Origin of the sequence: Mycobacterium sp. ACS4331 (genome assembly GCF_001667265.1) — a bacterium.
GTDB lineage: Bacteria > Actinomycetota > Actinomycetes > Mycobacteriales > Mycobacteriaceae > Mycobacterium.
Genome location: NZ_LZHW01000055.1, coordinates 1 through 12,850, shown reverse-complemented (window position 1 = coordinate 12,850; position 12,850 = coordinate 1). Strand labels below are relative to the sequence as shown.

Genomic DNA, 12,850 nt, shown 5'->3' with positions numbered 1-12,850 from the left:
GACGTGACGCACAGGGTGGCCGTGGTGACCGGCGGCGCATCAGGCATGGGCGAGGCGACCTGCCACGAGTTGGGCAGTCGGGGCCACCACGTCGCGGTCCTGGACGTGAACATCGAAGCCGCACAACGGGTCACCGACGACCTGCGGGCGGCGGGTGTGACGGCCTGCGCGGTGGGCGTCGACATCACCGACCGAACCGCGGTCGAGGACGCCTTCGGCAAGGTCCGCAGCGAACTGGGCCCCGTCGGCATCCTGGTCACCAGTGCGGGCAAGTTCGGATATGCGTCCTTCGCCGAGATCACGGAGGAGACCTGGGCGCAGATGCTCGAAGTGAATCTCAGCGGCACCTTCCGGTGCTGCCAGGTGGCCCTGCCCGACATGATCGACGCCGGATGGGGCCGGATCGTGATGATCTCGTCCTCAAGTGCGCAGCGCGGCACCCCCTTTGCGGCACACTATGCGGCCTCCAAGGGCGCGTTGTTGACCCTGACGAAATCCTTGGCCCGCGAGTACGCCGCACACGGCATCACCGTCAACAACATTCCCCCATCGGGCATCGAGACTCCGATGCAGCACGCATCGCAGGCCGCGGGGTTCCTGCCGCCCAACGAGACCATCGCCGCCAACATCCCGGTCGGGCGATTGGGCACCGGAACGGACATCGCTGCGGCAGTGGGATTCCTGTGCTCCGAAGAGGCCGGATTCATCACCGGACAGACCCTCGGCGTCAACGGTGGCGCCGTGATGTAGATCGTCGTCGACAGTCCCGCACCACTCGTCACACGGAGGTACGTATGGCCACCAAATGGCCCAAGCCGGCGGAAGGTTCCTGGACCGAGCATTACCCTGACCTGGGCACCGGGCCAATCCCATTCCGCGACTCCATCTCTCCGGAGTTCTACGCGCTGGAGCGGGAGGCGGTCTTCAAACGGGCCTGGCTCAACATCAGTCGGGTGGAGGAGACACCCGAATCGGGGAGCTACATCACCAGGCAGATCGAGGCCGCCGACGCGTCGCTGCTGCTGGTCCGCGACCGCGAGGGCGGGATCCGCGCCTTCCACAACCTCTGTCGCAGACGCGGCCACGCCCTGGTGACGCCCGACTTTCGCGCCACCGAACTGCGCAGCACCGGAGACGAATTCCAGTGCCGAACCTGCGGGTGGAGCTACTCGCTCGACGGAACACTGACGGCACTGCCGGACGCCGATCAGTTCGCAGGACTGGACACCGCCGACTACGGACTGCTCCCAGTGCAATGCGACGTCTGGGCCGGATTCGTGTTCGTCACCATGAACCCGGAGCCGGACCAGAGCCTGCGGGAGTTCCTCGGTCCCATGGTCACCGCCCTCGAGGACTACCCGTTCGACCGGCTCACCGAGCGATACGACTGGGTGGCGCACAACAACAGCAACTGGAAGATCTTCGCCGACGCCTTCCAGGAGTACTACCACGTGCCGTCGCTGCACACCCAGCAGGTGCCGCCCGAGGTGCGGGATCCCAACGCGGGCTTCACCTGTGGGCACTTCCAGCTTGACGGTCCGCATCGTGTCGTCTCGACGGCGGGCACTCGACGCTGGCTGCTCGCGCCCGAGTACATGTACCCGATCGAACGGGCCACGCAGAGCGGACTTGTGGGCCCCTGGCGGACCCCGGACATCGGTGAACTGCCGGCCGCACTCAACCCCGGCGGCATCGAACCGTGGGGTATCAGCAACTTTCAGATCTTCCCCAATCTGGAGATCCTGATCTACGGCGGGTGGTACCTGCTCTACCGCTACTGGCCGACCTCACACAACACCCACCGCTTCGAGGCCTTCACCTACTTCCACCCCGCCCGTACCGTACGGGAACGCATCGAGCACGAGGTGGCCGCGGTGGTCCTCAAGGAGTTCGCCCTCCAGGACGCGGGCATGCTCGGCGGCACGCAGGCCGCCCTGGAGTACGACGTGATCGACGACTTCCCGCTCAGCGATCAGGAGATCCTGGTGCGTCATCTGCACAAGATGTCGGTCGACTGGGTGCAGGCGTACCAGAACAGTCGCGCAGCGGCGGGGGTGTGACCATGGCGGCCGACCGACTCCCCAGCGCGTTCGCCGAGTTGGAGCCACACGCCGAAACCTGGTGTCTGCCCACGGAGTCCGAGCGATGGGCACAGCGCCTCTCCAGCACCATGCCCGAGATGCAGCGCTTCTACGACGACTTCTTCCCACGGGTCGAGGAGGCGATCGAGTACTGCGACAAGTTCCCCCTCGACGACATGCCCGACGACGCCGTCAACCTGCTGCACCTGATCTATTCGCTGGTCATGGTCGCCATGGCGGTGGAGATCATGCATCAACCCGCCCCCACCGACGCGGCCGACGCTGTCATGGTCCGCACCGGCGAACCGCGCCCCTAGCCCCCCACCCTCCGAACACGAAAGGACACACCGATGAGTGTGTTGACGATCAACAAGCTGACCACGTCGGTGGGTGCTGAGGTGGCGGGCGTCGATCCGGAGCGCCTGGCCACCGACGACGGCCTCGGCGCGGCCGTGCTGGACGCGCTCGAGGACAACGGTGTGCTGGTGTTTCACAACCTGAACCTGAATCCCGAAGCCCAAGTGGCATTCTCACAGCGACTCGGCAGCATCGACCGCTCCGCTGACGGCCACCACCCGGTATCGGGCATCTACCCCATCACCCTGGACAAGACCAAGAACAAGGCGGCCGAATACCTCAAGGCCACGTTCGACTGGCACATCGACGGCTGCACCCCACTGCATGGCGAATGCCCGCAGAAGGCCACGGTGCTGACCGCGGTCGAGGTGGCCACTCGCGGCGGTGAAACCGAGTTCGCGAACGCCTACGCCGCTTACGACACTCTCGACGAGGCCGACAAGGAGCGTTACGGCACGCTGCGCGTGGTGCATTCGCTCGAGGCCTCGCAGCGACGGGTGTACCCCGACCCCACCCCTGAACAGCGGCGCCGGTGGAGTGAGCGCCCGACCCACGAGAACCCGCTCGTGTGGACGCACCGCAATGGGCGCAGGTCACTGGTGCTGGGCGCGTCGGCGGACTACATCGTCGGCATGGATCTCGACGAGGGCCGGGCACTGCTGGCCGACCTGCTGGCCCACGCCACCACTCCCGACAAGGTGTACAGCCACCGATGGTCCATCGGCGACACCGTCATCTGGGACAACCAGGGCGTCCTGCACCGCGCGGCCCCGTATGAACCCAACTCACCTCGCCACATGCTGCGCACCACCGTCCTCGGCGACGAACCCATCCAGTGACCGCAGGACCATTGGTCGCCGATTAGCCGATCGGCGACCAATGGGCAGTGCAGCTGCTTGCCTGGCTGACGGTGCTGTGGGGCGCCGTGCTGGTGATCTACCTGGCGCTACCCCGAGGAAATTTGGTGCAGTTACCCCTCTGCCGTGGCACTTAGGCTCGATACATGGTGTGGATGACGCTGCCCGTGAGGACAGGGCACTGAGATGCAGCACGGTGTCGATCCCTTCGGCCACTCGGATCCCTTCGGTTCACCGCCGCCCAGTGCCGGTCACCTGAGGGCACCGGCGCCCAGCGCCCCGGCCCGTCCGCTGCCGCCACCACCCTCGCCCTACTCGCTGCCGGGTGCCGACGAGATGACGGTCCAGTTGGCGCGTCCCGGCGGCTCGCGCGCATCGAGACGGCCCACGATCCCCAACCCGCTTGCCGGCTGGCTGTTCTCGGGTGTGGGCACCGCGATGGTCACGTCGGCGGCCGCCGTCGTCCTCGCGTTGCCCGAACTGGAGATGTTCTACGGCGATGTCAGGACGATCGCCCTGACCGCCGCGGTGGCACTCGTGGCGTTGGCCGCCGTGGTCTGTTGGTTGGCCTTTCGATGCGTCCGGGGCCGGGCACACACGAGAGTGCCGACGACGATCGGATGCGCAGTCGCCGTGGCGGCCGCGCCTGCGGTGTGGCTGCTGACGCCGACGTTCCAGGTGGCGTGGCTGGCGACCATGACCCGGGTGACTGCCATCGTCGCGGCGGTGGTGGCGGTCGCGGCCGTCGCGATGTTGTTCGCGCCGCAACGCTCGGCCCGTTCTGCACCCCCGGCACGCCGCGCGGCCCACACCACGCCTGCGCGGGTGCCCCAGCCGGTTGCTGTCGGCGCTGTTGTGCCACCGGCGCAGCCGAGCTGGCAGCCGTCCCAACCCACTTTGCGCGCAGGCGATTATGACCCGTTCTCCTGAGCCGCACGGCCACCGACGAGAAATGGCAGGTCAGTTGCCTGACCTGCCATTTCGATTGTGGAGCTAAGGGGAATCGAACCCCTGACCTACTCGATGCGAACGAGTCGCGCTACCAACTGCGCCATAGCCCCTTGGTCGCCAGTAGGCTACCAGCCCACCGGCCCCAACCAGAAACCGGCTCGTCACTGCCCCGCAGCGCGCGGCAGGTCGAACTCCCGCGCGAACGGCACGTATTCGAGGTGTTCGAATTCCGGATCCTCGTCGTCGATCTCCAGGACGGCGGCGCCGGGCCGACGCAGCCGGGCCGGCACGACATCCAGATCGCGATCCTGGGTGTTCTCGACGCCCAGCCGGGACCGAGCCATCCGCTGCATCCGACGCCGCCGCAGTCGCTCCTCGATCCGGGTCTGCCGCCGCAGGTAGGCCAGGTAGAGCACCGTCATCGTCGCCACGGCACCGCACACCCACCACATGGCGGATGCGAGCAGGAATGCCGCCATGGCCGAGACCACCATCGCGATGGCCATGACCAGCAGGACGTTCTTGCGGAATCGGTACTTGCGAGCCTCGACGGCGGCCGCGGTCTTCGACTGGTGGTAGCGACGGTCGCGGGACAGCGGCACGGCGCGAGCCTCCTCGCCCGCGGCAGGCTCGTCCTCGGCTTCAAGGCCCGACGTGTCTTCGACGTACTCGTACTCGTAGCCTTCGTCGAGGTCGTCCTCGAGAGTGTCGTCCTCGTCCGCTTCAGCGGACACCTCGGGCTCGGACTCAGACTCCGGTTCGGGCTCCGGCGCCTCGGCCACAGGCTCGGGTTCGGGCTCGGGTGCGGTCTCTGCGACGGGTTCGAATTCCGTTTCGGCAGTGGCGAATTCGAGCGGCAGCTCGTCCTCGTGCCGCGCTTGCGTCGGCTCCTGCTTCAACCCGGAGACGACCCGTCCGACGGGCAGGGCGCCGGAATCCTCGTCGACGACGTCCACATCGAGATAGTCCGGCTCGTCCTCTTCGGCGAGCGAGGTCACCACGGCGACCGACCGGGTTCGCGGCTTGCCGGTGACGACGACGGGACCGGTCGCGTCGTCGTCGTAATCGTCCGGATCCTCGTCGAGATCGCTTTCCCGCCGCCAGTGGGGATCGCTGGCATGGCCGGCCGCGGGCCCTCTCCGCTTGATCAGGCGGGCGGCGCGACTACCGGTGTTGAGCACCCGCGTGGCCAGCGCCACGTCACTGGTGCGCTTCACGGCGTCACGCTTGTTCACCAACATGGGCACCAGCACGAACAGCCAGAGCACCACGAGGGAAATCCAGAGTAGAGATTGGGGGATGCTCGGCATGGTGGCCTTTCCTTTCCCCTCCAGGCTAGGTCTGTGACCAGCGCGGCCGTGCGCGGCGCGCCGAGGTCAATTACACACCTGTAATTCACCGGATACAAGCACCAACAGCCTCAAATGTCACACCAGTAACAGGTGGGGGGTTTTCTGCACACCCAATCGCGACATCTCGGCGACCCGCCCCCTCGAAATGCGCCCACGGGCTGTGATCCACCCGATTCGACAACCAATCACGACATCTCGGCGACCACGGGTAGCGTCACGCCGCCCGTCCACGCTCGGACCATGCCTGACGGACCCGTCGCAGGATGTTGTTCTGACTGTGTTCGGCCACCACCCGGATATTGCGCCAGCCCTGGGCACGCACCATGTCGTCGCGGGCGAGGTCGCGGACATAACGGGAACGGTCCGTGAAGTGATACTGACCGTCGTACTCCAGGCCGATCTTCGGCTCATCCCAGCCCATGTCGAGGTACGCGTTGAGCATGCCGTCGCTGACCCAGATCTGAGTGCGCGGCCGAGGAAAGCCTGCCCGCATCACCAGCAGTCGCAGCCAGGTCTCCCGCGGCGACTGCGCCCCGGCATCGACGAGATCCAACGCGGTACGAGCACGCCGAAGCCACCGCGCACCCGGATAGCGGTCGGCGATCGCCATCACGAGCGCGTTGTCGAAGCCGGTCACCCCAGCAAGCGCGTCGAGATGGGCAACCGCGGGATCAGGCATCAGGTGTCGGGCGAGATCGAACGCGGTGCGCGCCGGGGAGGTGACACGCATCCCGGCGATCTCGACGACCTCATCGTCGGCGATGCGCTCCTGCCGCGCGATGACCCCGGGTCGGCGCCGCCTACCGGGCGCGATCACCTCGACGGGGATGTCGGCGTCGATCCAGCGCACGCCGTGCAGCGCCGCGGCGGCACGACCAGCGATGACGCCTTCCCGACCTGTCCACAGCCAGACCGCTTCGGTCCTGGCGAGCAGTGTCAACGCCGCACCCTTCGGGACATACACCCGCGGGACGACGGGTTCGAAGTTCCATCGCAGACGCCCCCGGGTCAGCGCCCCGGCAGCCACCTCCTCGGGGCCGATGATCGGTCCATGCATGTCGGCATGGTCGGAGCCCACACCGACGCTGCCCCTTCACTGACGCTGTCGGCACTGGATCGCTGTGGATGAGGACATGACTGTGGATCCCGCGAGAATCACAGCGCGAGATGTCTGAATTGGCTGCGATCCCGCGAGAATCACAGCCCTCAGCGACAACTCGGCGCAGAGAAGACTAGGCCCAGCGCGCCTTGCCCGCCCGCACCAGCGACGCCGCCACCGACCCCGACACCTCTTCGACGGTCATCGCCACGAGCAGGTGATCGCGCCAGGCGCCGTCGACGTCGAGATAGCGCCGCAGCAGACCCTCCTCGCGAAAACCGGCCTTGGCCAACACCGCTCGGCTCGCGGCGTTCTCCGGCCGCACGGTCGCCTCGACACGGTGCAGATGCACGGGACCGAACGCGTGGTCCAGCCCCAGCGCCAGCGCGCCCGTGGCCACTCCCCCGCCCGTGAGCTCGCTGTGCACCCAGTAGCCGATCCAGGCCGAACGCAACGCCCCGTGGGTGATGTTGCCGATGGTCAGCTGGCCCGCGAACTGCCCATCCACCTCGATCACGAGCGGCAGGATGCGCCCTTTGCGGGCTTCTGAGCGCAACGCCGAGCACATCGCGGGCCAGGCCGAAATCCCATGCCGGGCAACCCAGTCCACGTCGGCCGAAGGTTCCCACGGCTCCAGGAAACGGCGGTCCTCGATCCGGAGCCGGCTCCAGGCAGCGGCGTCACGCATCCGAATCGGCCGCAACCGCACCACCCCGGCGCGCACCCGCAGCGGTCCCACCGACACAGGCCAGCCCGGATGCATTGCGCTGGAACCGAACCAGGACCGAGTCACCTCAACCGCGCTGCGCGAGGAAGGCGACGTCCACAACCTCGCCGGTACGGATCTGCTCGGCCTCGCTGGGGATCACCACCAGGCAGTTGGCCTCGGCGAGGGTGGCCAGCAGATGCGACGAGACCCCTGGCGCCCCACCGAGCGCCTGCACCAGGTACTCCCCGGTGTCCTGGTCACGCATCAACTGCCCACGCAGATAACCCTTGCGCCCCACCACCGACGAGATGGGCGCGAGCGTGCGCGCCTGCACCACACGCCGGGTGGGTTGGCGCTTCCCGAGCGACAACCGGATCAGCGGTCGCACCATGATCTCGAAGACGACCAGGGCCGACACCGGGTTCGCGGGCAGCAGGAACACCGGCACGCCCTCGCGCCCGAGTTGACCGAAGCCCTGCACCGAACCCGGGTGCATCGCGATGCGGGTCACTTCCATCTCACCGAGTTCCGACAGCACCGCACGCACGCGTTCGGCCGCCGCGCCGCCGACCGCACCGGCGATCACCACGACCTCGGCCCGACTGAGCTGACCCTCGACGACCTCGCGCAGCTTCGCGGGATCACTGTCGACGATGCCCACGCGGTTGACCTCGGCACCCGCGTCTCGCGCCGCCGCGGCCAGGGCGTAGGAGTTGACGTCATAGACCTGGCCGTTGCCGGGCGTGCGGGAGATGTCGACCAGTTCGCCGCCCACCGACAACACCGAGACCCGGGGCCGGGGATGCACCAGCACCCGCTCCCGGCCGACCGCCGCGAGCAGACCCACCTGCGCGGGCCCGATGATCGTGCCTGCCCGCACCGCGACGTCGCCGGGTTGAACGTCATCCCCGGCCCGCCGGACATACGCCCCGGACCGGACCCCACGCAGCACCCGGACCCGGGACTGGCCGCCGTCGGTCCAGCGCAGCGGCAGCACGGCGTCGGCGAGTGTCGGCATCGGTGCCCCGGTCTGCACGCGCGCGGCCTGCCGCGGTTGCAGCCTGCTGGGCGTGCGGGCGCCGGCATCGATGGTGCCCATGACGGGCAGGCTGATGTCACCGCCTCCGGGATCGTCGTCGGAATCGCCGCCGATTCCCAGCACGTCGACGCTGCGCACGGCATATCCGTCGATGGCCGCCTGGTCGAAGCCCGGCAGCGGTCGCTCGGTCACGACCTCTTCGGCGCACATCAGGCCCTGCGCTTCGGCGATCGCGACACGGACAGGTCTGGGTGCCACAGCTGCGGCCTGCACGCGGGCCTGCTGCTCCTCAACCGAACGCACGGTGCGCCTTTCCGCCGTCGGACGCGGGACATCCCCGTCCGACGATCCAACTACTGCTCAGCCAGGCCCAGGCGCTCAACCAGCCAGCGACGCAACTCTGGGCCGTAGTCATCACGTTCCAGAGCAAAGTCAACCGCAGCCTTGAGGTAGCCGCCGGGATTTCCCAGGTCGTGTCGTGATCCGCGATGGACGACGACATGGACGGGATGGCCCTCGTCGATCAGCAGGGCGATGGCGTCGGTGAGCTGAATCTCGCCACCGACACCCTTCTGTACACGTCGCAGCGCATCGAAGATCGCCCGGTCCAGGACGTATCTGCCCGCGGCCGCATACGGCGACGGAGCATCCTCGGGCTTGGGCTTCTCCACCATGCCCTTGACACGCAGCACGTTGGGGTTGGCCGCGTCCGGAACCACCTCGACGTCGAACACGCCGTAGGCGCTGATCTCGTCACCGGGCACCTCGATCGCGCACAGCACCGAACCGCCGCGCTTGGCGCGGACCTTCGACATGGTCTCGAGCACGCCGGTGGGCAGCACCAGATCGTCGGGCAGCAGCACCGCAACGGCGTCCTCGTCGGGTGCGAGCACCGACTCGACGCAGGCCACAGCGTGCCCGAGGCCCAGCGGCTCGGCCTGGACCACCGACTCGACCTTGATCAGTTCCGGTGCGCGCCGAACCTTTTCGAGCATGACGTGCTTGCCGCGGGCCTCCAGCGTGCCCTCGAGGACGAGGTCCTGGACGAAATGCGCGACGACACCGTCCTTGCCCTCGGACGTCACGATCACCAGACGCTCAGCGCCGGCTGCCGCGGCCTCGGCGGCGACGAGCTCAATACCCGGGGTGTCGACGACGGGCAGCAGTTCCTTCGGCACGGTCTTGGTCGCCGGCAGAAAACGGGTCCCCAAACCGGCCGCGGGCACAATCGCGGTGCGCGGAATCGGTACTTCAGGACCCTGCGGCATGGACATCACCATAGCGGTGTACCCCCGGCAAGGTCAGTCGGGCATCCGTGACGTCATGCCATTGTTAACGGATGCAGAATCCGGCAGCCGAGGCCAAGGCTGCGCTGCGCCGTCGGCTGCTTGCCGCGCGCCGATCCGTGCCGGAGCCGGTGCACGCCGACGAGGCGAAGGCGCTGTCCGACGCGCTCGCCGATTTCGTGACGGCACAGGTCGGTTCGGGTGCAACAGTGTGCGCCTATGTACCCGTGGGTTCGGAGCCCGGATCACCGGCCATGGTCGACGTCTTGGCCGCCACGGGTGTGCGGGTGCTGCTGCCGGTCGTCGACACCGGCGAACCGAAGCCCCTCCGCTGGGCCGTCCACGAACCGGGCCGACTGGTCACGGCGCGCTTCGGTCTGCTGGAGCCGGCAGGCCCGCGACTGCCCGCCGGCACGGTGTCCGAGGCGGCCGTGCTGATCATTCCCGCGCTGGCAGTCGATCGTCGCGGCGTCCGGTTGGGGCGCGGTGCGGGCTTCTATGACCGCTCACTGCCGTTTCGCGATCCCGCGGCCCGGTTGGTCGCGGTCGTCCGGGACAGCGAATTCGTCGACGCACTGCCCGCCGACCCGCACGACGTACCCATGACGCAGGTGGCCACCCCGGGTGCCGGAGTGACCGACCTGCAGAACCAGACGGACTAGCAGGACTTCAGGACGTCGGCCATCGAACGCCTCTCGTTCTCCGACACCCACAGCCCGTAACTGGTCTTGACCTCGATCTGGCGCACCACGAACTCGCAGCGGAATCCCTCGTTGGGCGGGAGCCATCCCGCAGCGTCCCGAAATGCCTTGTCGAAGTTGGCCTTCGAGCTGACCGCCAGCAGGTTGCGCGGGTCGTTGGCGAACTCGAGTCGACGCTTGTCGTCCCAGTTCCGGGCGCCCTTGTACCAGGCGTCGGACAGCGAGACCACGTGGTCGATCTCGATCGCCTTCGACGTCGCCGGACCGCGGACGAAGGTGATCACGGTCGCGGTGTAGGGATCGCGCAGCACACCGCGGTCGGCGAAGCAGGTGTTGGGCCGGACCACCACTTCGGCGAGGTCACGGCGCAGGATGTCGTCGCGTGTGTTGCAGCCGTTGCGGCCGAACTCGACGTCGACGTCGTCGCTCCACGCCTCGCCGAACCGGTGCCGCTGGTAGTCCTGGGCACGGTCCCAGCCCTTGACGGGCAGCACGGCCAGCCGCTCGCGGGCGGCCACCACGCGCGGATCCGACGCGGGGGCCGGGGTCCAGGTCGGAGACGGTTGCGCGTAGTTGTCCCGCCCGACTCGCAGAACGACGGCGGCAAGCGCGACCAAGGCCACGATGACGAGGATGGTGAGGACTGGTCGGACCCATCGCCACCGTTGGGGCGGCTCGGGAATGGGAGAGGCCACATAGCGGTTCTAGCACTTGAGACGGTAGAGTGCTAACAGTTTCACTTGACAGCGGAGGTTCTTGGTGCCGACTTACAGCTACGCGTGTACCGACTGCGGTGACCGCTTCGACGCGGTCCAGGCCTTCACCGACGACGCCCTGACCACGTGCACCAAGTGCGAGGGCAGGCTGCGCAAGTTGTTCAACTCGGTCGGTGTGGTGTTCAAGGGCAGCGGTTTCTACCGGACCGACAGCCGGGATTCGAGCAAGAACACCGGATCGACGTCGTCGAGTTCCAGCGAAAAGTCCTCGTCCTCCTCGTCGGAGAAGTCGTCGTCGACCTCCTCGAGCGAAAAGAGCTCCAGCTCCTCGGCGGCACCCGCGGCCGCCGCGTCGAGCTGATCCCCCATCCACAGGCGCGCCGCCGGCCGCACACGTAGGCATCGAACGCTGCCTACAGTGCGGCCATGGGCAGTGAGCTGGATCCGACGGCGCTGACCCGGCTGCGCCAGGCGCTGCAGCCCGACTGGGTGCACACCGTCCGGGCCCGACGCCTGGCCGCGGCGGGCCTTGTCCTGCTCGCCGGCGTGGCAGTGGTGCGTGACAACCCGGATGCAGACCTCACCACAGTGGTCATCGCCGCGCGCGACCTGACGCCCGGCACTCCCGTCAGCGCCGACGACCTGCATGTCGAGAGTCGCTCGGCGGCAACACTTCCCGATGGAGCGCAGGTTGAGACGGCGACCGTGCTGGGGGCGACGGTGGCGGGTCCGGTTCGCCGCGGCGAGGTCCTCACCGACGTCCGTCTGCTCGGGTCGCGCCTTGCGGAGTCCGCCACCGGACCCGACGCCCGGATCGTGCCGCTGCACCTGGCGGACAACGCGGTGCTCGACGTCATCCGCTCGGGAGACGTCGTCGACATCCTCGCCGCGCCTCACGCCGAATCAGACTCCGTGCCCAAGGTCATCGCCACCGACGCCATCGTCGTGCTGGTATCGGCCGCCCCGCAGGGGCCGGGGCAGACCCGAGACCGGGTTGTCCTCGTCGCGCTCCCCTCCGGTCCGGCAAACACCGTGGCAGGGGCGGCGTTGGTGCAGTCGCTGACATTGACGCTGCACTAGGTGCTTCTGAATCGCCAACGCATAGGACTAACCTTTCACCTCAGGAAAGTATTCTTCGACGGCAGAAAGGTGTCCCCATGTTGAAGGGGTTCAAGGAGTTCATTGCCCGGGGCAACGTCATCGACCTGGCGGTCGCTGTGGTCATCGGCGCCGCGTTCACAGCGGTGGTGACCACGTTCACCGACAATGTGATCCAACCACTCATCAGCCGTATCGGCGCCGGACCCGAGTCCGACTACGGCATCCTGCGAATCCCACTGGGCGGAGACCAGTTCATCGACCTGAACGCGGTACTGACGTCGGTGATCAACTTCCTTCTGGTGGCCGCAGTCGTGTACTTCCTGATCGTGGTGCCGTTCAAAAAGCTGAAGGAACGCGACACCAAGGTCGAGGAAGATGAGACGGAACTCACAGTCCTGACCGAGATCCGCGACCTGTTACAGCAGCAGTCCAACGGTTCCACCGCGGGCCGGCATGGTGCCGCAGCGGACCCCATTCCGCCGACTCGGCACTGACCCCACAAAAGAGTGACGCCCCCCCCCCCCCCCGCGGGGGGGGGGGGGGGGGGTGGGGGGGGGGGGGCCCCGCCCGGGCGGGGGGGGGGGGGGGGGGCGCGGGGGGG

Annotated in this window: 15 protein-coding genes and 1 tRNA gene; 9 read left to right on the top strand and 7 right to left on the bottom strand. The window is 67.8% G+C overall.

Annotated elements, in window-relative coordinates; all coding sequences use genetic code 11:
• Window positions 1-3: 3 nt before the first annotated feature.
• The 5 genes from A5727_RS13320 (at window position 4) to A5727_RS13300 (ending at window position 4,225) form a co-directional block, all read left to right on the top strand.
• The gene (locus A5727_RS13320; protein ID WP_286150103.1) at window positions 4-750 is read left to right on the top strand and encodes an SDR family NAD(P)-dependent oxidoreductase; all 747 of its coding nucleotides are present in this window, start codon (window positions 4-6) and stop codon (window positions 748-750) included.
• Window positions 751-794: 44 nt separating this feature from the next.
• On the top strand, window positions 795-2,060 hold the full coding sequence (locus A5727_RS13315; RefSeq protein ID WP_068249786.1) for an aromatic ring-hydroxylating oxygenase subunit alpha: 1,266 nt from the start codon (window positions 795-797) through the stop codon (window positions 2,058-2,060).
• Window positions 2,061-2,062: 2 nt separating this feature from the next.
• A complete protein-coding gene (locus A5727_RS13310; protein WP_068249782.1) occupies window positions 2,063-2,398 on the top strand; it encodes a hypothetical protein in 336 nt (111 codons plus the stop codon).
• 33 nt (window positions 2,399-2,431) lie between these two features.
• Window positions 2,432-3,277, top strand: a complete 846-nt coding sequence (locus A5727_RS13305; RefSeq protein ID WP_068249780.1) for a TauD/TfdA dioxygenase family protein — start codon at window positions 2,432-2,434, stop codon at window positions 3,275-3,277.
• Between the two features lie 204 nt (window positions 3,278-3,481).
• Entirely contained in the window at window positions 3,482-4,225 is a 744-nt protein-coding gene (locus A5727_RS13300; protein WP_068249778.1) for a hypothetical protein, read from the top strand.
• A gap of 58 nt (window positions 4,226-4,283) precedes the next feature.
• Here A5727_RS13300 and A5727_RS13295 read toward each other — a convergent pair.
• From A5727_RS13295 to A5727_RS13270, 6 genes are all read right to left on the bottom strand, one after another.
• A tRNA-Ala gene (locus tag A5727_RS13295) sits at window positions 4,284-4,356 on the bottom strand.
• A 51-nt stretch (window positions 4,357-4,407) separates the two neighbouring features.
• A complete protein-coding gene (gene sepX / locus A5727_RS13290) occupies window positions 4,408-5,556 on the bottom strand; it encodes a divisome protein SepX/GlpR (protein WP_068249776.1) in 1,149 nt (382 codons plus the stop codon).
• A 256-nt stretch (window positions 5,557-5,812) separates the two neighbouring features.
• Window positions 5,813-6,655: a type IV toxin-antitoxin system AbiEi family antitoxin gene (locus A5727_RS13285; RefSeq protein WP_068249876.1), complete on the bottom strand. Its 843-nt coding sequence runs from the start codon at window positions 6,653-6,655 to the stop codon at window positions 5,813-5,815.
• A gap of 175 nt (window positions 6,656-6,830) precedes the next feature.
• The gene (locus A5727_RS13280; protein ID WP_068249774.1) at window positions 6,831-7,460 is read right to left on the bottom strand and encodes a GNAT family N-acetyltransferase; all 630 of its coding nucleotides are present in this window, start codon (window positions 7,458-7,460) and stop codon (window positions 6,831-6,833) included.
• A 31-nt stretch (window positions 7,461-7,491) separates the two neighbouring features.
• Entirely contained in the window at window positions 7,492-8,748 is a 1,257-nt protein-coding gene (glp, locus tag A5727_RS13275; protein WP_068249773.1) for a molybdotransferase-like divisome protein Glp, read from the bottom strand.
• Window positions 8,749-8,798: 50 nt separating this feature from the next.
• Window positions 8,799-9,713, bottom strand: coding sequence for a UTP--glucose-1-phosphate uridylyltransferase (locus A5727_RS13270; protein WP_068249874.1), 915 nt, complete (start codon window positions 9,711-9,713; stop codon window positions 8,799-8,801).
• Window positions 9,714-9,784: 71 nt separating this feature from the next.
• On the opposite strand from A5727_RS13270, the gene A5727_RS13265 reads away from it, so the two are divergent.
• Window positions 9,785-10,393 (top strand): 5-formyltetrahydrofolate cyclo-ligase, encoded by a 609-nt coding sequence (locus tag A5727_RS13265; RefSeq protein WP_068249771.1) that lies wholly within the window; start codon window positions 9,785-9,787, stop codon window positions 10,391-10,393.
• Here the strand turns inward: A5727_RS13265 and A5727_RS13260 are convergent.
• Window positions 10,390-11,055 carry an HNH endonuclease family protein gene (locus A5727_RS13260; RefSeq protein WP_231992065.1) on the bottom strand — a complete coding sequence of 222 codons (666 nt, stop codon included), beginning with the start codon at window positions 11,053-11,055 and terminating at the stop codon, window positions 10,390-10,392. The genes A5727_RS13265 and A5727_RS13260 overlap by 4 nt on opposite strands.
• Window positions 11,056-11,191: 136 nt before the next feature.
• Here A5727_RS13260 and A5727_RS26985 point away from each other — a divergent pair, with 136 nt between their 5' ends.
• The 3 genes from A5727_RS26985 to mscL all read left to right on the top strand — a co-directional run bounded on the left by A5727_RS26985 (window position 11,192) and on the right by mscL (window position 12,743).
• The gene (locus A5727_RS26985; protein ID WP_082949785.1) at window positions 11,192-11,509 is read left to right on the top strand and encodes an FmdB family zinc ribbon protein; all 318 of its coding nucleotides are present in this window, start codon (window positions 11,192-11,194) and stop codon (window positions 11,507-11,509) included.
• Between the two features lie 65 nt (window positions 11,510-11,574).
• Entirely contained in the window at window positions 11,575-12,228 is a 654-nt protein-coding gene (locus A5727_RS13250) for an SAF domain-containing protein (RefSeq protein WP_068249767.1), read from the top strand.
• Window positions 12,229-12,305: 77 nt separating this feature from the next.
• Window positions 12,306-12,743 carry a large-conductance mechanosensitive channel protein MscL gene (mscL, locus tag A5727_RS13245; protein ID WP_068249766.1) on the top strand — a complete coding sequence of 146 codons (438 nt, stop codon included), beginning with the start codon at window positions 12,306-12,308 and terminating at the stop codon, window positions 12,741-12,743.
• Window positions 12,744-12,850 lie beyond the last annotated feature (107 nt).

Excerpts from the sequence above, each read along its gene's own strand:
- A5727_RS13270 (WP_068249874.1), bottom strand. The coding sequence starts at position 9,713 with ATGCCGCAGGGTCCTGAAGTACCGATTCCGCGCACCGCGATTGTGCCC.
- A5727_RS13285 (WP_068249876.1), bottom strand. The coding sequence starts at position 6,655 with ATGCATGGACCGATCATCGGCCCCGAGGAGGTGGCTGCCGGGGCGCTG.
- A5727_RS13280 (WP_068249774.1), bottom strand. The coding sequence starts at position 7,460 with ATGCATCCGGGCTGGCCTGTGTCGGTGGGACCGCTGCGGGTGCGCGCC.
- A5727_RS13250 (WP_068249767.1), top strand. The coding sequence starts at position 11,575 with ATGGGCAGTGAGCTGGATCCGACGGCGCTGACCCGGCTGCGCCAGGCG.
- mscL (WP_068249766.1), top strand. The coding sequence starts at position 12,306 with ATGTTGAAGGGGTTCAAGGAGTTCATTGCCCGGGGCAACGTCATCGAC.
- A5727_RS13300 (WP_068249778.1), top strand. The coding sequence starts at position 3,482 with ATGCAGCACGGTGTCGATCCCTTCGGCCACTCGGATCCCTTCGGTTCA.
- A5727_RS13265 (WP_068249771.1), top strand. The coding sequence starts at position 9,785 with ATGCAGAATCCGGCAGCCGAGGCCAAGGCTGCGCTGCGCCGTCGGCTG.
- A5727_RS13305 (WP_068249780.1), top strand. The coding sequence starts at position 2,432 with ATGAGTGTGTTGACGATCAACAAGCTGACCACGTCGGTGGGTGCTGAG.
- A5727_RS13315 (WP_068249786.1), top strand. The coding sequence starts at position 795 with ATGGCCACCAAATGGCCCAAGCCGGCGGAAGGTTCCTGGACCGAGCAT.
- sepX (WP_068249776.1), bottom strand. The coding sequence starts at position 5,556 with ATGCCGAGCATCCCCCAATCTCTACTCTGGATTTCCCTCGTGGTGCTC.
- A5727_RS13310 (WP_068249782.1), top strand. The coding sequence starts at position 2,063 with ATGGCGGCCGACCGACTCCCCAGCGCGTTCGCCGAGTTGGAGCCACAC.